At 69.2% G+C, this 16,809-nt stretch carries 12 protein-coding genes and 3 pseudogenes; 6 read left to right on the forward strand and 9 right to left on the reverse strand.

The genetic code is table 11. The annotated features are described in order from the left end of the window. Positions 1-24 precede the first annotated feature (24 nt). Both DIE12_RS28870 and aspA read right to left on the reverse strand, forming a co-directional pair. A complete protein-coding gene (locus DIE12_RS28870) occupies positions 25-1,524 on the reverse strand; it encodes an amino acid permease (protein ID WP_124522976.1) in 1,500 nt (499 codons plus the stop codon). A gap of 101 nt (positions 1,525-1,625) precedes the next feature. Next, positions 1,626-3,032, reverse strand: a complete 1,407-nt coding sequence (gene aspA, locus DIE12_RS28875; protein ID WP_124488871.1) for an aspartate ammonia-lyase — start codon at positions 3,030-3,032, stop codon at positions 1,626-1,628. 156 nt (positions 3,033-3,188) lie between these two features. On the opposite strand from aspA, the gene DIE12_RS28880 reads away from it, so the two are divergent. Next, entirely contained in the window at positions 3,189-4,163 is a 975-nt protein-coding gene (locus tag DIE12_RS28880; RefSeq protein WP_044843913.1) for a LysR family transcriptional regulator, read from the forward strand. Positions 4,164-4,238: 75 nt separating this feature from the next. On the opposite strand, the gene DIE12_RS28885 is transcribed toward DIE12_RS28880, so the two are convergent. From DIE12_RS28885 to DIE12_RS28900, 4 genes and pseudogenes are all read right to left on the reverse strand, one after another. Next, positions 4,239-5,303 carry an asparaginase gene (locus tag DIE12_RS28885; protein ID WP_124488872.1) on the reverse strand — a complete coding sequence of 355 codons (1,065 nt, stop codon included), beginning with the start codon at positions 5,301-5,303 and terminating at the stop codon, positions 4,239-4,241. A gap of 154 nt (positions 5,304-5,457) precedes the next feature. Next, positions 5,458-6,489 (reverse strand): DUF2891 domain-containing protein, encoded by a 1,032-nt coding sequence (locus DIE12_RS28890; protein ID WP_124522978.1) that lies wholly within the window; start codon positions 6,487-6,489, stop codon positions 5,458-5,460. A gap of 10 nt (positions 6,490-6,499) precedes the next feature. Further along, positions 6,500-6,709: pseudogene (locus DIE12_RS28895) on the reverse strand (5-oxoproline transporter, DUF979 family subunit); the annotation flags it as partial. After that, positions 6,694-6,810 (reverse strand): annotated as a pseudogene (locus DIE12_RS28900) (5-oxoproline transporter, DUF969 family subunit); the annotation flags it as partial. The pseudogenes DIE12_RS28900 and DIE12_RS28895, both read right to left, overlap by 16 nt. 389 nt (positions 6,811-7,199) lie before the next feature. Between DIE12_RS28900 and DIE12_RS28905 the strand changes: the two are divergent. From DIE12_RS28905 to DIE12_RS28915, 3 genes are all read left to right on the forward strand, one after another. Then, on the forward strand, positions 7,200-7,424 hold the full coding sequence (locus tag DIE12_RS28905) for a hypothetical protein (RefSeq protein WP_039357299.1): 225 nt from the start codon (positions 7,200-7,202) through the stop codon (positions 7,422-7,424). A gap of 381 nt (positions 7,425-7,805) precedes the next feature. Further along, positions 7,806-8,810, forward strand: a complete 1,005-nt coding sequence (locus tag DIE12_RS28910) for a chemotaxis response regulator protein-glutamate methylesterase (protein ID WP_044843909.1) — start codon at positions 7,806-7,808, stop codon at positions 8,808-8,810. A gap of 55 nt (positions 8,811-8,865) precedes the next feature. Continuing rightward, positions 8,866-9,957 carry a diguanylate cyclase domain-containing protein gene (locus tag DIE12_RS28915; RefSeq protein ID WP_124488875.1) on the forward strand — a complete coding sequence of 364 codons (1,092 nt, stop codon included), beginning with the start codon at positions 8,866-8,868 and terminating at the stop codon, positions 9,955-9,957. A 4-nt stretch (positions 9,958-9,961) separates the two neighbouring features. Here the strand turns inward: DIE12_RS28915 and DIE12_RS28920 are convergent, their stop codons facing one another. Together DIE12_RS28920 and DIE12_RS28925 are read right to left on the reverse strand one after the other, a co-directional pair. Next, on the reverse strand, positions 9,962-12,211 hold the full coding sequence (locus DIE12_RS28920; protein ID WP_124522980.1) for a bifunctional diguanylate cyclase/phosphodiesterase: 2,250 nt from the start codon (positions 12,209-12,211) through the stop codon (positions 9,962-9,964). 265 nt (positions 12,212-12,476) lie between these two features. Beyond that, positions 12,477-13,499, reverse strand: a complete 1,023-nt coding sequence (locus tag DIE12_RS28925; RefSeq protein WP_260429048.1) for a LysR family transcriptional regulator — start codon at positions 13,497-13,499, stop codon at positions 12,477-12,479. 127 nt (positions 13,500-13,626) lie between these two features. On the opposite strand from DIE12_RS28925, the gene DIE12_RS28930 reads away from it, so the two are divergent. Beyond that, positions 13,627-15,489 carry a sulfatase-like hydrolase/transferase gene (locus DIE12_RS28930; protein ID WP_124522984.1) on the forward strand — a complete coding sequence of 621 codons (1,863 nt, stop codon included), beginning with the start codon at positions 13,627-13,629 and terminating at the stop codon, positions 15,487-15,489. A gap of 54 nt (positions 15,490-15,543) precedes the next feature. Here DIE12_RS28930 and DIE12_RS28935 read toward each other — a convergent pair whose 3' ends face one another. Then, positions 15,544-16,437, reverse strand: coding sequence for a LysR substrate-binding domain-containing protein (locus DIE12_RS28935; protein WP_044843906.1), 894 nt, complete (start codon positions 16,435-16,437; stop codon positions 15,544-15,546). Between the two features lie 299 nt (positions 16,438-16,736). On the opposite strand from DIE12_RS28935, the pseudogene DIE12_RS28940 reads away from it, so the two are divergent. Next, positions 16,737-16,809, forward strand: a pseudogene (locus DIE12_RS28940) (hydrolase); the annotation flags it as partial.

Raw genomic sequence — 16,809 nt, forward strand, 5'->3', positions numbered from 1 at the left:
GCGGTCGCCCGCCCGGGCCTGTCGTCAGACGTTGCTCGCCGGATCGGCAACGATCGGCACGCCAGCCTCGGCAGCAGCCTCTCGCGCGGCACCGCGCTTGGCCAGCTTCCAGCCGACCACCAGCGCGAGCACGACCACGGGAATCATCGCGACGGTCCACGTGCCGCCCGGGTAATCGAACGCCATCAGCACCAGCACGCTGACCAGGAACCCGAGCGTGAGCCACGACGTGAACGGCGCGCCGGGCATCCGGAACGACACGGGGCTCAGCTCGCCGCGATTGACCGCACGGCGGAACAGGATCTGGCACATCACGATGAAGCCCCAGGTCGTGATGATCCCGAGCGACGCCATGTTCAGCACGATCTCGAACGCCTGCGCCGGCACGATGTAATTCAGCGGCACGCCGATCGCATTGACCGCGACCGTGACCAGGATCCCGCCGTACGGCACGCCGCGCGCGTTCATCCGCGACACGAAGCGCGGCGCCGAGCCGCCCATCGCGAGCGAACGCAGCACGCGCCCGGTCGAATAGAGGCCGGAGTTCAGGCTCGACAGCGCGGCGGTCAGCACCACGACGTTCATCACCGTGCCGACGTACGGCACGCCGAGCCTGCTGAAGAACGTGACGAACGGGCTTTCGTGCGCGCTGTATGCGGTCCACGGCAGCAGCATCGTCAGCAGCACGACGGAGCCGACGTAGAACAGCGCGATGCGCCACATCACGCTGTTGATCGCCTTCGGCAGCACCTTGCGCGCATCGGCGGTCTCGCCCGCCGCGACGCCGACGAGCTCGATGCTCGCATACGCGAACACGACGCCCTGCACGATCAGCACCGCCGGCAGGATCCCGTGCGGGAAGATCCCGCCGTGATCCGCGATCAGGTGCAGCCCCGGCATCTGCCCGGCAACCGGATGGCCGCTCGCGAGAAACACGGCGCCGACCGCGAGGAACAGCGCGAGCGTCCCCACCTTGACGATCGAGAACCAGAACTCCATCTCGCCGAACACCTTCACGCCGATCATGTTCATCACCGACACGATCCCCAGCGCGCCGAGCGCGAACACCCACTGCGGCACGTCGGTGAACACGGCCCAGTACTTCATGTAGATCGCCACCGCGGTGATGTCGACGATGCCGGTGGTCGCCCAGTTCAGGTAGTACATCCAGCCCGCGACGAACGACGCGCGCTCGCCCATGAACTCCCGTGCGTACGACACGAACGAGCCGCTGGTCGGCCGGTGCATCACGAGCTCGCCGAGTGCGCGCATGATCAGGAAGGCGAATGCGCCGCACACGAGATACACGACGGCCAGCGCGGGCCCCGCGCTCTGCAGGCGGCCGCCCGCGCCGAGAAAGAGGCCGGTGCCGATCGCACCGCCCATCGCGATCATCTGCACGTGTCGGGGCTTCAGGTGCTGCGCATAGCCGGCCTCGTGCGACGCGAACATCGCATCGCGATCGGCGTGACGGGGGTCCGCGCCGCCGGCCGGGTCGGCCGCGCGCTCGCTGGCGTGCTTCATGGTGTGTCTCCGTTTCTTGATGTGTCGCGCCCGTCGACGGGCGCTCGGGAACGGCCGCGCGCGGGCCGCCGGCGGCAGGCGCCGGCGCCGCGCGGCCGGAATCAGTACGCGCGCGGACGGATCAGCGCTTCGGGCTGCAGCGCCTCGTCCAGTTGCGCGGCGGTCATCAGCTGGCGATCGAGCACGACTTCGCGGATCGACTTGCCGCTCGCGTGCGCCTCGGCGGCCACGGCGGTCGCGCGCTTGTAGCCGATGTACGGGTTCAGCGCGGTCGCGAGCGCGACCGACCGCTCCATCGTTTCGCGCAACCGCTCGGGGTTCGCGGTGATTCCGCTCACGCAGCGGTCCGCGAGCGTCGTGCAGGCGGCCGTCAGATGGCCGAAGCTGCGGAACAGCGCGCTCGCGATCACCGGCTCGAACGCGTTGAGCTGAAGCTGGCCGGCCTCGGCGGCGAAGGTCACAGTCAGGTCGTTGCCGAACACTTCGAACGCGACCTGGTTCACGACTTCCGGAATCACCGGGTTCACCTTGCCCGGCATGATCGACGAGCCGGCCTGCACCGGCGGCAGGTTGATTTCGCCGAAGCCGGCACGCGGGCCGCTCGACAGCAGCCGCAGGTCGTTGCAGATCTTCGACAGCTTGACCGCGATCCGCTTCAGCACGCCGGAGACCTGCACGAACGCGCCGCAGTCCTGCGTCGCCTCGATCAGGTTCGGCGCGGTGCTCAGGTCCAGGCCGGTGATGCGGCGCAGCGCGGCCAGCGCCTTCTCCGCGTACTGCGGATGCGCGGTGATGCCGGTGCCGATCGCGGTCGCGCCGAGATTGATCTCGCGCATCAGCAAGCCGGCTTCCTGCAGGCGCGCGATGTCTTCCGTCACCATCACCGCGTAGGTCGAGAACTCCTGGCCGAGCGTCATCGGCACGGCGTCCTGCAACTGCGTGCGGCCGAGCTTCAACAGATCCGAGAACGCGTCGGCCTTCTCCGCGAACGCATCGCGCAGGCGCGCCATCGCGTCGAGCAGATGCTCGACCGCGAAGCAGGTCGCGATCCGGATCGCGGTCGGGTAGACGTCGTTCGTGCTCTGCGCGAGGTTGACGTGCTCGTTGGGATGCAGGTATTCGTACTGCCCGCGTGCGTGCCCCATGATCTCGAGCGCGCGGTTGCAGATCACCTCGTTGGCGTTCATGTTGGTCGACGTGCCGGCCCCGCCCTGGATGATGTCGACCACGAACTGGTCGTGCAGGCGACCTTCGCGGATCTCGACACAGGCGGCGGCGATCGCGTCGCGATACGCGTGCGGCAGCAGCCCGAGCTCGCAGTTCGCGTCGGCCGCGGCTTCCTTCACCGCCGCGAGCGCCATGACGAGGTACGGCAGCGACGCGATCGTGCGCCCCGAAATGTCGAAGTTCTCCTTCGCGCGCAGCGTATGGACGCCGTAGTACGCCGAATCCGGAATGCTTCGTTTCCCTAAGAGATCCGCTTCGACGCGGAAGCCGTTTTCCGTCATGGGTGCCCCTCCTGAAATGTCTCGTGCCGCCGCGGCCAGGCGGCTGCGTTCACCGCTTCCCCGTGCGACGGGATCGCATTCTATGCCTTTGCATAAAGAAGCTCGCCTCTGTATTATCGAAAGCGGTTTTGCGTGGGACGCAACAGCGAGAGACGAATGAAAACAATGGCAAGAGACACCGGCATCGATCACCTCGGCGCGATGCGCGCGTTCGTGCGGGTCGTCGAAATGGGGAGTTTTTCCGCGGTCGCGAAGGAGATGCACGTGTCGACGTCCACCGTCGCGCGCAAGATCACGGCGATCGAGGACGCGCTCGGCGTCGCGCTGCTGCATCGCTCGACGCACAGCGTGACGCTGACCGAGGCCGGCCACATCTACCTGGAACGCGCGGTCACGCTGATCGCCGATCTCGACGACACGCTGCGCGTCGTCGCCGAGCTCAATTCGCAGCCGAGCGGCCCGCTGAAGCTCACCGCGCCGGTCGGGTTCGGCCGCCGCCACCTCGCGCCGCTGATCGCGCCGTTTCTCGCACGCTACCCGACGATCCAGCTCGACGTGCGGCTCACCGACAACCACAACGACCTCGTCGCCGGCGGCTTCGACCTCGACATTCACGAGGGCGAGAACTACCTGGACAACCTGGTCGTCCACCGGCTGTCGCGCAACGACAGCATCCTGTGCGCGACGCCCGGCTATCTCGACCGCTGCGGGCGCCCCGCGACGCCGGACGACCTGCGGCATCACAACTGCCTGCGCTACGTGCACCCGGAAGGCGATCCGCGCTGGGAGCTCGTGCGCGGCGACGCGCGGCACAGCGTGCTGCCGGCCGGCAACCTCGTCACCGATCATTCGGAACTGCTGCTGGATGCGACCTGCGCGGGGCTCGGCATCGCCGAATTCGAGATCTGGCTGGTGCGCGACCTGCTCGCGAGCGGTCGGCTCGAAGCCGTGCTGCCGCGCTACCGGCTGCAGAACAAGCTGACGGGCGACTACATCTACATCGCGTATCTGTCGAACCGGCGCAGCTCGGCGAAGCTGCGCGTGCTGAAGGACTTCCTCATGGAGCATCTCGCGCACATCGGCGAGCTGTCGGAAGTCGAGCTGGCGAAGATTCGCGACGCGGGCGCGTAGCGGCTGCCGTCGCGCCGGCCGGCAACGCGGCGCCGCTGCGCACCGCGGCCCTCGGCATCGGTGCGCCGACGCCCGTCAGGCCGGCTGCAATTCGAACGGGAACGTCGCGTGCCCGATCTCGACACCCTGCGTGTTCAGCATCCGCGGCCGGTGGAACGCGGCGAGCCGCGCGCGCTGCGCGTCCGTGCCGATCTGCAGTCGCTCGAGCAGTTCGCTGACCATCATGTACAGCACGTCGATGTTGCCGTCCTCGATCTTCACCGAGAGGCCGAGCGCGCCGTCGGCGCCGAGCGCCCGCGTGCGCGCCGATGCGCGTACGCCGATCCCGTAGCACGCATCCGCACCGAGCTTGCCGACGACCTGCCCGTCGAACGCATCCATCAGCACCGTGCAGTAGCGCCCTTCCCCGGCGACCAGCTCCGGATGGGCCGTCATCGCATGATGAATGCGCGCCAGCGCGCGCACGCGACCGGTCGCCGCGGCGCCGCCGGCTGCCACCGTATCCGCGCCGTCGGCCAGCGATGCGTAAAGACGCGCGAGGCGATCGAGCGGGAACGCCGGCGTCGGCAGGTTGCAGCCGTCGATCGCCCAGTCGACCTCGTCGTCGCGCAGGCCGCACGCGTTGGCGACCACCTGCTTCACGCGCACCTGCATCGGATGCTCCGGCAGATGGTAGTCGGCGATCGCGGCGCCGATCGCCCGCGCGCCGGCCAGCATCCCGACATGCTTGCCCGAACAGTTGCTGCAGACGCCGGTCGGCGTGTAGTCGCGCTTGATCCACGACCGGTACACCGCGTCCGACAGCGGCGCATGCCCGCCGCACCGCAGATCCGACTCCTGCGCGTCGACCTTCTCCAGCATCGCCCGCGTGCGCGCGATGTGCCGCTCCTCGCTGCTGTGCGACGCGCACATCAACGCGATGTCCGCGTCGTCGAAACCGAACCGCTCGGGCGCGCCCGTCTCGATCACGGACAGCGCCTGGGCCGGCTTCGCCGCCGAGCGCGCGAGCGTCATCCGGTACGGATCGCCGAGCCGGAACAGCAGCTTGCCGCCGGCATCCACCACCGCCACGTCGGCGACGTGTTTGTTCTCGATCGCCTTGCCGCGGTACGTCACGACCGCTGCGCGTTGGGTGTCCATCTGTCTTGTCTCCTTCGTCGGGGCCTGAATGCCGGGGCCCGTGCAACCGGTACGGCAGTGTATCGAGTCTGCCGCCGGGTCGAGCCGGTCGGCCGGTGGAAAGTGGTATTGCGCCGGATGCAAAGCCATCGGCCCCCACGAAAACCTGACAGATTCAGTACACGGAGCCTTCGATCGCCAGCAGCGCGAACGTCGCGAGCCAGTGCTCGCCCATGTAATCGCCGGCCACGTGCGCGAGCGCGCTCGCGAGATGCCGGTCGGCCGCATCGAGCAGCCTCGCGCGTCGCGCATCGCCTTCCGGAAGCGCGCCGGCCAGCGCGCGCTGGCACCACGCGCGGCTCAGGTTCAAGCCGTCCAGATGCGCGATCTTGCCGTCGCTGCGGTCGCTGACCGTCGCCGGCACGAACAGCGTCGCCGGCTCGCCGCGCGCGAGATCCGGCAGGAAACGCGCGAACCAGCCGTCGAATTCGGCCGCCGGCAGCACGCGCCGCATCAGCTCCGCCTCCATCAGCGCGGGCGACAGGAACTCGTCGCCCGACGGCTCCCACGCCTGGCACGCGACATCGTTCAGGTGCCAGCGTCTCGCGGTATCGACGATCAGCGCCGCGAGCCCGTCGCGCTGCGTCGCGCGCGCGAAGTCGAGTGCGAGCGCCAGTGCGAACGCGGTGTTGAAGTGCGTGCCGACCCGTAGCGGATAGGTCGCCTTCGGCAGGAAGGTCTCGAAGCGCGCGACGAACAGGTCGGCGAGCGGCGCGATCGTCTTCGCCCAGCGGGCGGCCTGCGGCACCACGCCCTTCAGCGCGAGCCGCTCCAGCTGCGCGGACAGCGCCAGCAGCCACGCCCATCCGTACGGCCGCTCGAAGCCGCTGTTGTGCGGCAGCGCGAGATACGCGCGTTCGCCGGCGACGTTCGCGTCGGTGAAATGCGCGTCGACGACGGCGATGATCCGCTCGGCTTGCGCCAACGCCGGATAGCGTTCGAGCACGCGCAGCACGAGCCAGTAGCCGTGCACGCACGAATGCCAGTCGTAGCTGCCGTAGAAGATCGGGTGCAATGCGCGCGGCCCCTGCACGTCGTGCGGGCCTTCGAGCGAATGGGTGAGCCTGTTCGGATATTCGCGGGTCAGGTGCGCGAGCGCGAGCGACGCGAATTTCGAGGCGAGTTCGGGGGTCAGTCGGTCGGTCATGGGCATCTCGTCAGAAGCGGAATACGAACGCGTACATCAGCAGCGTGTTGACGGCCAGCAGCAGCACGGCGGTCGGCCACTGCGCCTCGATCACGCCGTTCTTGTCCTTCAGTTCGAGCCGCGCGGCCGGCACGATGTTGAAGTTCGCGGCCATCGGCGTCATCAGCGTACCGCAGAAGCCGCTCAGCATCCCGATCGCGCCGAGAATCGCATCCCGCCCGCCAGCCCCATCGCCAGGCCCGCGATCGTCGCCACCAGCAGCGCGTTGAAGCGCAGCGCGAAACCGATCACGACGATCGGCACGCCAATCAGCACCAGCATTGCTCCTCCTTGTGTTGGATGCGCGGCGCCGTGACGACGTGCTGTCCGCCCGGTTTCGACCGGGTTCAGGCCGCAAAATCCAACACCAGATTTTATCGATAAAAAGTCGACAATTTAAGGCTTCGGCCAAACGTTGAAACCGGTACTACCGTGCGCCGGCCTTGTGCCTGCCGTATGTCAGCCGTATGTCAGCCGTGTGCCAGAAGTGTGTCAGCAGTGTTTCGACCGTGTGCGGCCCGAGCGGTCGGCAGCGGGCGGCAACGGCGGCGCGCGCGGCATGCACGCTTGCGCCGCGCGAACCGCGGGCGGCCCGCGCGCCCGCCGCGCATGGCGGAGCGCCGGTGCGCCGACTAAACTGGAAGGCATCGGCAACGTTCGGGAGAGCCGCCATGATTGACGTATTCCAGACCATCGGCAGCCGCGCGTTCTCCGCTCATCTGGCGAAGGACGGGATGGTGACGCTGATGGAACAACGCCACGAAGTCGACCGCGTGACGCTCGCGACCGCCTATGCCGCGCTCGTCGAGGAATCGGAGCAGGAAGCCGACCTGCTCGACGCAACCGTCGAAGGGATGATGCGCGCGCTGATCCAGGGGTACGCGCGCAGCCATTGATCGACTGAACGCGCCCGGGCGCGGTGCGCCGGCCTGCGCGGCCGGCTCGCCGATGCCCGCGCATGCGCCCGCCCGTTTCCCGCCGAAACGAACGCGCCGGCAACGGGTTTCCGCACTGCCGCATCGTCCCGCAGACGGCCGTCCGCCTTCGCGGGCGGCAAAAAATGTCGCCCCCGAATAGAGAAAAGGGTCTGAAACGACGCAATGCGCAATTTTTTCGATTGCCGCCGCTCGCGCCGCATGACAGCATGCGGACGTCGCCAATCGAAAAGAATTCCGTGCCGCGCGCCCGCCGATGCCGTTCGGCGGCGCCGAACCGGCACTGCCTTTCATGAACCCGGCCCATACCCAACACTACGAACCGACCGGAGCATCCCGCTTGTGAATATCGGCATCGTCAACGACCTCCCGCTTGCCGTCGAGGCGATGCGCCGCGCGCTCGCGCGCCGGCCCGAGCATCGCGTGCTGTGGGTCGCGACCGACGGCGCGCAAGCCGTCGAACTGTGCGCCGCGCAACCGCCCGACGTCGTGCTGATGGACCTGGTCATGCCGAAGTGCGACGGGATCGAGGCGACGCGGCGCATCATGCGTTCCGCCCGCCCGTGCGCGATCCTGATCGTGACGAGCTGCATCGGCGCGAACGCATGGCGCGTGTTCGAAGCGATGGGTGCCGGCGCGCTCGACGCGGTCGATACGCCTCGCCTCGGCGAGGACGCGGCCGGCGACACCGCGCGGCTGCTGCTCGCCAAGATAGACCAGATCGGCCGCCTGCTCGACGCGCCCGGCGGTGTCCGCGCGGCCGGCACGGCCTCGCGCACGGGCGGCGGCCCGCTGATCGCGATCGGCGCGTCCGCCGGCGGCCCCGGCGCGCTCGCGTCGATCCTCGGCAGCCTGCCGGCCGACTTCAGCGCGCCGATCGTGATCGTCCAGCACGTCGATCGCGCGTTCGCCGAAGGCATGGCGCAATGGCTCGACGGCCAGACGCCGCTGACCGTGCGCGTCGCGCACGAAGGTGACCGCCCGCAGCCGGGCGTCGCGCTGCTCGCGGCGACCGACGATCACCTGCGCATCACGCGCACCGGCACGCTCGAATACACGCGCGAACCGGCCGCCACGCCGTACCGGCCGTCGGTCGACGTGTTCTTCAACAGCCTGACCGAGCACTGGCCGGGCCGCGTGATCGGCGTGCTGCTGACCGGCATGGGACGCGACGGCGCGATCGGCCTGAAGGCCCTGCGGATGAAGGGCTATCACACGATCGCGCAGGACGAGGCGACCAGCGCCGTCTACGGCATGCCGAAGGCGGCCGCGACGCTCGGCGCGGCCCGCGCGATCCTGCCGCTCGAGCGCATCGCGGGCGAGCTGGCGGCACTCGCGCGAATCTGAACCCAATGAAACCCTGTCCCACCCGTCGCAGCCATGGCGCGACCCTGCATCAATCATGACCAGCGACCTCACCCGCCCGCCCGGCAGCCTGCAGGCGGCGTTCGACGCCTTGCACGTGCCGCCCACGCCGCACGCCGACACCCCCGCGATGGTCCTGCTCGTCGACGACCAGACGATCGTCGCGGAAGCCATCCGGCGCGCGCTCGTCGACGAGGACGGCATCGACTTCCACTACTGCCCGCGCTCGGACGACGCGCTGGCGACCGCGATCGAGACGCGGCCGACCGTGATCCTGCAGGATCTCGTGATGCCCGGCATCGACGGGCTGAGCCTCGTGAAGGCATACCGCGCGAATCCGGCGACGCGTGACGTGCCGATCATCGTGCTGTCGACGCAGGAAGAGCCGGTGATCAAGAGCGCCGCGTTCGCGGCCGGCGCGAACGACTATCTCGTGAAACTGCCCGACCGCATCGAACTGGTCGCGCGGATCCGCTATCACTCGCGCTCGTACATGAACCTGCTGCAGCGCGACGAGGCCTACCGCGCGCTGCGGCAATCGCAGCAGCAACTGCTCGAGGCCAATCTCGAACTGCGGCGCCTCACGCACTCGGACGGCTTGACCGGGCTGTCGAACCGCCGCTATCTCGACGAATACCTGGCCGCCGAATGGCGGCGCGGCACGCGCGAGCGCAGCGAGCTGTCGCTGCTGATGATCGACGTCGACAACTTCAAGCTGTACAACGACACGTACGGCCACGTGTCGGGCGACAGCGTGCTCAAGCAGGTCGCGACGACCATCGAACGCTGTCTCGGGCAGTCCGGCGATCTCGCCGCGCGTTTCGGTGGCGAGGAGTTCGCGGTCGTGATGCCGGCCACGTCGCCGGGCGCCGCGCGGCTGCTCGGCGAGAAGATCCGCCTCGCGGTCGAGTCGCTGCGGCTCGAGCATGTGCACGCGTCGACGGGCCGCTACGTGACGATCAGCATCGGCGGCGCGAGCATCGTGCCGGCCCCCGGCCTGCCGACCACCGCTCTGATCGAGGCGGCCGATCGCGCGCTGTATCGCGCGAAGCACGACGGCAAGAATCGCGTCGAGATCGACGCGCCGCCGGCGCCCCCGGTTCCGCCGGCCGGCGGCGGTTTCGCCTGAATGCCTACACGGTGACGAGCCGGCGCGCGTAATCGGTCGGATCGAGCGGCCGGCCGAACAGGTAGCCCTGCTGCATGTCGCAGCCGATCTGCTGCAGGAACCACGACTGCGCCTGGGTCTCGACGCCTTCCGCGGTGACCTTCATCCCGAGGGAATGCGCCATCGCGACGACGGCCTGCGTGATCGCGACCGAGTCGCGATGATCGGGCACGCCCGATACGAACGAACGGTCGACCTTCAGGTTGTGCAGCGGGAAACGCTTCAGGTAGGCGAGCGACGAGTAGCCGGTGCCGAAATCGTCGACCGAGATCCGCACGTTCATGTCCGTGAGCGCTTCGAGCATCGGCAGCACGGTGTCCGTGTCGTTCATCAGCAGTCCTTCGGTAATCTCCAGTTCGAGCGCCCCCGGATCGAGCTGCGTCTGCGCGAGGCAGTGGTAGACCGACTCGACGAGCCCCTCGTGGAACTGCCGCGGCGACAGGTTGACCGCGAGCGTCAGGTCGGGCGCGATCGTGCGGCGCCATTCGGCGGCCTGCCGGCAGGCCGTTTCGAGCACCCACTGGCCGATCGCGACGATCAGCCCGGTATCTTCCGCGACCGGAATGAATTCCGCCGGCGACATCGGCCCGAGTTCGGGGCTCGTCCAGCGCAGCAACGCTTCGGCGCCGACCGTGCGGCCGCTGCGCGCGTCGACGACCGGCTGGTACGCGAGCCGCAGCATGTCCGACGAGAACGCGCGCCGCAGCGACTGCTCGATCGCGAAGCGGCGCTGCAGGCGCTGGTTCAGCTGCGCGGTGAAGAACGTGAAGTGGTTGCGGCCGCGCTGCTTCGCGTCGTACATCGCGGAGTCGGCGTTGCGCATCAGCGTGACCGAATCGTCGCCGTCGCGCGGCGCGACGCTGATGCCGATCGACACGCCGAGCCAGTATTCGTTGTTCGCGATCTCGAACGGCTGCGCGATCGTGTCGATCACCTCGCGCGCGAGCACGGCCAGCTCGTCGGGATCGTCGCAGTGGTCGACGAGGATCACGAACTCGTCGCCGCCGACGCGCGTGAGCGCGTGGCGCCCGCCCGCGCAGGCCGCGAGGCGCGCCGCGACGCTGCGCAAGAGCGCGTCGCCGGCCTCGTGGCCGGCCGTGTCGTTGACCTTCTTGAAGCCGACGAGATCGAGGAACAGGATCGCGACATGCGCAGGCCCGGCCGCCGCCTCGCGCGCGCCGAACAGCTCGCGCATCCGTTCGGAGAGCCAGCGCCGGTTGTAGAGGCCCGTCAGCGCGTCGCGCGTCGCCAGGTAGCGCAGTTGCTGCTGCGCTTCGCGCACGGGGCCGATGTCGTGAAACGACACGAGCACCGATTCGGGCTGCGTCTCGCCCGGTTTCACGATCGGCACCGCGTTGCCGCGCACCCAGATGACGTCGCCGTCGGCGAGCCCGAAGCCGACCGAGTAGTCGAGCTGCGGCATGGCCGTGGTGAACGCGAGCCGGCTCGGCCAGTCGTCGGGCGCGAGCGGTGTGCCGTCCTCGCGCAGCTTGTACAGGATCACCGTCGACAGCCGGCGGCCGACGAGGTCGCCCTTCGCACGCATCATCCGGTTCGCGCTCGGATTGCTCGCGATCACCATGCCGTCGCGCGACACCACGAGAATCCCTTCGTTCAGGCTGTTGACGACCAGGCGGTGATGTTCCTCGCTGCGCGCGAGCTGCCGCGCGATCCAGTCCTGGTGCACCGCGAGGCCGACGCTGTTGCCGATATCGCGCAGCAGGTCGGTTTCGGTGTCGGTGGGCCGCCGCGGCGTACGGTGATAGACGGCGAATGCGCCGAGCACGGTGCCCGTATCGTCCAGGAACGGCACCGACCAGCACGCGCGCAGGCCGTGCGGCAACGCGAACGAACGGTAGGCGGCCCACAGCGGATCGGTTTCGATGTCTTCGACGGCGATCATCCGGCGCTCGTACATCGCCGTGCCGCACGAGCCCGCGGCGGGCCCGATCGATGCGCCGTCGATCGCCGCGCTGTACTGCACGGGCAGCGACGGCGCGGCACCGACGTGCACGTGCACGCCGTCCGCGTCGAGCAGCAGGATCGTGCACGACGCGCCGTCGCCGAGCAGCGCCTCGGCGCGCCGGCAGACCTCGACGAGCAGTTCCGGCAGTGGTGTATTGCGTGTGATCAGCCTCAGCACGCTTTGCTCGGATGCGAGCACTTCCGCTGCGAGGCCGAGACTGTAGCGAGAACTTTGCGGTTCGGTATTCAAGATGAATCCTGCCGTCAGTTCGACCGGGTCTGATGCGCCCGATTCGTAGCGATTCTTCGTGCCGTTTTTTCATCGCTCCGGGTTTACGAGAGCCCGGTGCGTCCCCAAGAGCGCGCGTCGCGACGCGTATCAAAATACATTTAACACCAATCCGCGCGGCCCCGCGCATCCGCGTGCATCAGGGCTTACGCGCGGTCGCGCCCCGCATGCGCGGCGACGCGCGTGGCGGCGCCCGATTCATCAGACGGTTGGCGCGCGCGGCGCCTCACGCGTGCCCGCCCGGCGGCTCGCGCGTGACCGCCTTCAGCGCGTCGATCGCGGCCGCCACCGACGTGCCCGCCGGCGCCGCGAACAGCGCGCCGACCGTGTCGGGCATCGTCGACAGCTTCAGCGGCAAGCGGCCGACACGCTCGCCGGCGGCCGCCGCCATGCCGAACGCGCGGGCCGACTGCACGAACAGGCACGGCGTCTGTTCGGCGACCGCGCGGTTGGTCTGCCATGACACCGATTCCATCATCACGACCGGCGGCGCGAGGCCCGCCTTCGCGAACTCGGCATCGAGCGCCGTGCGCGCCGGCGAGCCGAGCGGCGGCGCGATCCACGGAAACGCCGCCGCGTCGCGCCAGCCGACTCGCGGGCGCCGCAGCAGCGGATGGCGCGGCCCGCACACGACGATCATGTCGTCGCGATAGAGCGGCGCGATCTCGAGCCCTGCGCGCAGCGCCGACACGTCGAGCCGGCACACCAGCAGGTCGAGTTCGTGGCGCTGCGCCTGCGCGAGCATCCGGTCGAGCGTGTCCTCGCGAACGTTGAGCTGCACCGCGCGCCCCGCGTCGCGCAGCCAGGCGAGCACGCCCGGAATCAGTTGCGGCGCCATGTTCGGCAGCAGGCCGATCGACACCGGGCGGCCGGCGCCGGTGCGCAACGCGTCGAACGCGGGCGCGACGCCGCGCAAGTCGGTCAGCACGCGGCCGATGCATTCGAGCAGCGCATCGCCGTACGCGGTCGGCGCGACGCGGCGCGACGTGCGCTCGAACAGCAGCAGGCCGAGCGACGCCTCGAGTTCGCGCAGCCACTTCGACAGCGCCGGCTGCGTGATCGACGCGGCCTCGGCCGTGCGCGCGAAGCTGCGCGTGCGGGCGAGCGCGTCGAGCGTCTCGAGGTCGCGCAGCCGCAGCCGGCGCAGCGCCTGCGCGATGCGCGGGTCGTGGGCCGGCGCGCCGGGCGGCGCGAGCGGGTCCGGCGCAAGGCGGCCGCCCGGGCCGCGGGTCGCGAAAGTCACTGACATCTCCGTCATTCATGTTCCGGGGGTTATCGATCGATCGCGATCTTTCATCGATCGATACGCGATCGTGCCGCATAGTCGTCGGCATGAAAACCCCCGGCGCGCGCCGGCACGAACAGGAGACGACGACGTGAAAGACGATCAGGACCCCACCGCCGGCGCACCCGCGGCCCGGCGCCAGTTCCTCAAGCTCGCCGGCGCGGCGGTCGCGGCGGCCGGTTTCGGCGCGGACGCTCGCACGGCCAACGCGGTGCCGGCCGCCCCGGCAGCCGCGGCAGCCGCGGCAAGCGGCGACGCCGGGCCCGCGCCCGCGTTTCACGGCGCGGCGACGGCACCCGCCGCGCCGCCCGCCGGCTACAACATCCTGTTCATCCTGACCGACCAGGAGCGCCACTTCGACCGCTGGCCGTTTCCCGCGCCGGGCCGCGAAGCGCTGCGCCGCGACGGCATCACGTTCACGCGCCACCAGATCGCCGCGTGCGTGTGCTCGCCGTCGCGCTCCACCGTCTACACCGGACAGCACATCCAGCACACCGGCGTGCTCGACAACGCGGGCATGCCCTGGCAGAAGGACATGTCGCCGGACGTGCGCACCGTCGGCCACATGCTGCGCGACGCCGGCTACTACGCCGCGTATCTCGGCAAGTGGCACCTGAGCGCGACGATGCACGAAACCACGAGCCCGTACACCGCGCCGGTGGCCGACTACAACCGCACGATCCGCGCGTACGGCTTCGACGACTACTTCGGCGTCGGCGATCTGATCGGGATGGTGCGCGGCGGCTATCAATACGATGGCATCACGACCGAGGCCGCGGTGAGCTGGATGCGCAACCATGCGCCGCGGCTCGAGAAGGAAGGCAAGCCGTGGTTCCTCGCGGTGAACCTCGTCAATCCGCACGACGTGATGTTCGTGAACACCGACACGAACGGCTCGGCCGTGCAGGACGCGAACCATCCGATGCTCGGCAACGCGCCACCGCCCGACGACGCGCTGTATCGCACGTCGTGGCGCGACGTGCCGCTCGCGGCGTCGCGCCGGCAGCCGTACGACGCGCCCGGACGACCGGCCGCGCACGGGATGTTCAATGCCGCGCATGCGAACCTCGTCGGCCGCTATCCGTTCACCGACGAACGCCTGCGCATTTACCAGGATAACTACTTCAATTGCATCCGCGACTGCGACACGCACGTCGTGCGCCTGCTGCAGTCGTTGCAGTCGCTCGGCCTCGACGAGCGCACGATCGTCGTGATGACGGCCGACCACGGCGATCACGTCGGCGCCCACCAGCTCGTCGGCAAGGGCGCGACCGCGTATCAGCCGCAGAACCACGTGCCGCTCGTGATCCGCCATCCCGCGTATCCGGGCGGCACGCAGTGCGATGCGCTGACGTCGCACATCGATATCGCGCCGACGCTGCTCGGGCTGACCGGCATCGACACCGCGCGCGCCGCGTCGATCCGCGGCGACGCGCTCAAGGGCCACGACCTCACGCGCTGGCTCGCGAAGCCGGCCGACGCGAAGCTGCACGCGGCACGCGACGCCACGCTGTTCAACTACGCGATGCTGCTCTACTACGACAGCGAATGGATGCTCAAGGAGCTGACCGCGCTGCGGCAAAAAGGCGTGCCCGAGGACGCGCTGCTGCGTCGCGCGCTCGCGCAGCAGCCCGACTTCCGGCTGCGCGGCACGATCCGCAGCGTGTACGACGGCCGTTATCGGTTCACGCGCTATTTCTCACCGCTCGAGTTCAACCGGCCGACGACGCTGGAGGACCTGTTCGCGCGCAACGACGTCGAGCTGTTCGACGTCGCGAACGATCCGGCCGAAATGCACAATCTCGCGCGGGACCGCAAGCAGCAAGGCGAGCTGCTGCTCGCGATGAACGGCCGGCTGAACGACCTGATCGCGAGCGAAGTCGGCGACGACAGCCCCGATGTGATGCCGATCCGCGACGGAAAGGTGCAGGTGCAGATCCGCAAGCATCACTGACGGCGCGGAAGGCGTGATCGAAAGGCGCCGTCCGACGACGGCGCCCCACCGCCGTCAGTCCTTGCGGATGTGTTCGGCGAGGAAGTCGATCAGCAGCCGCACGCGCGGCAGGAGCCCGCGCCGGGACGGGAACACCGCGTGAATCACGCCGCCCTTCGGCGCCCACCCCGGCAGCACGTCGATCAGCGTGCCGTCGCGCAGGTCGTCCTCGATGACCATGCACGGCAACTGGACGATGCCGACGCCATGAATCGCCGCGTCGCGCAACGCGTGCATGTCGTCGGAGATGTAGCGCGGATGATGGCGCAGCTGCGCCTGCTCGCCGTTCGGCCCGACCAGCTGCCACACGTGCTGCCGCGGCGGCCCCCAGTCGAGGCTCGGCTCGCCGGCCAGCTCGGCCGGGTCGGCCGGCACCGTGCGTCCGGCCAGCCACTGCGGCGCGGCCACCAGCCGCTGCGGGCTGTCGCCGAGAATCCGCATCACGAGGTCGCTGTCCTCCAGCGGTGGGAAACGCACACGCAGCGCCAGGTCGAAGCCTTCGCTCAGCAGGTCGACCCGGCGGTTCGTCGCTTCGAGATGCACGTGCACCGCCGGATGAATCGCCATGAAGCGCGCGACGAGCTCGCTCACGCGATATTCGAGCAGCGCGGTCGGGCAGCTCACGCGGACGATCCCGCGCGGCTCCGCGTGCCGGCGCTCGATCACCTCGCGCGCCGCGTCGGCCTCGACCAGCACCGCGAGGCAGCGTTCGTAGAATTCGCGGCCGGTTTCCGTGACCGTGAAATGACGCGTCGTCCGCTGCAGCAGCCGCACGTCGTAGTGCGCTTCCAGCGCGGCGATGCGCCGGCTCAGCGTCGACTTCGGGACATCCAGCGCCCGCCCCGCCTGCGTGAAGCCGCCGTGCTCGACCACCTTCACGAAATAGTAGAGGTCGTTCAGGTCATCCATGATTGTTCCACCCATAGAACACTGACGGCATTCTACGGGACTGGAAACCCGGTTGTTGCGCGCATAGCATCGTTCTTCGATGGGGATCGATTGCGCGAACGCGACCGAGACTTTCCCCGACGGGTGCCTCGCGCGCCGAATCGATTGACTAAGCTTGGAGCATTCGCCCGCCGCGCGCACCGTATCGGACGTGTGCGACAGCACGGGCGCCCCGCCGCAACGACGATCCCGACACCGCGGCCGCCCACCCTGGATCCTCGGGATTTCTCTCACTTCCTGTCCTGTTTCTGGAGGCAACCATGGCAAGCGAACCGATTCGCGATCCCGCGAACGACCACCTGCTCACCCCGCAGAACGCGGCGTTCATCGTCA

This window comes from Burkholderia sp. Bp9015, from assembly GCF_003853505.1.
Taxonomy (GTDB): domain Bacteria; phylum Pseudomonadota; class Gammaproteobacteria; order Burkholderiales; family Burkholderiaceae; genus Burkholderia.

What these genes read in the sequence shown, in the direction of transcription:
- DIE12_RS28885 (WP_124488872.1), bottom strand. Translation starts at nt 5,303, where the DNA reads ATGGACACCCAACGCGCAGCGGTCGTGACGTACCGCGGCAAGGCGATC.
- aspA (WP_124488871.1), bottom strand. Translation starts at nt 3,032, where the DNA reads ATGACGGAAAACGGCTTCCGCGTCGAAGCGGATCTCTTAGGGAAACGA.
- DIE12_RS28890 (WP_124522978.1), bottom strand. Translation starts at nt 6,489, where the DNA reads ATGACCGACCGACTGACCCCCGAACTCGCCTCGAAATTCGCGTCGCTC.
- DIE12_RS28905 (WP_039357299.1), top strand. Translation starts at nt 7,200, where the DNA reads ATGATTGACGTATTCCAGACCATCGGCAGCCGCGCGTTCTCCGCTCAT.
- DIE12_RS28935 (WP_044843906.1), bottom strand. Translation starts at nt 16,437, where the DNA reads ATGGATGACCTGAACGACCTCTACTATTTCGTGAAGGTGGTCGAGCAC.
- DIE12_RS28915 (WP_124488875.1), top strand. Translation starts at nt 8,866, where the DNA reads ATGACCAGCGACCTCACCCGCCCGCCCGGCAGCCTGCAGGCGGCGTTC.
- DIE12_RS28880 (WP_044843913.1), top strand. Translation starts at nt 3,189, where the DNA reads ATGAAAACAATGGCAAGAGACACCGGCATCGATCACCTCGGCGCGATG.
- DIE12_RS28870 (WP_124522976.1), bottom strand. Translation starts at nt 1,524, where the DNA reads ATGAAGCACGCCAGCGAGCGCGCGGCCGACCCGGCCGGCGGCGCGGAC.
- DIE12_RS28925 (WP_260429048.1), bottom strand. Translation starts at nt 13,499, where the DNA reads ATGTCAGTGACTTTCGCGACCCGCGGCCCGGGCGGCCGCCTTGCGCCG.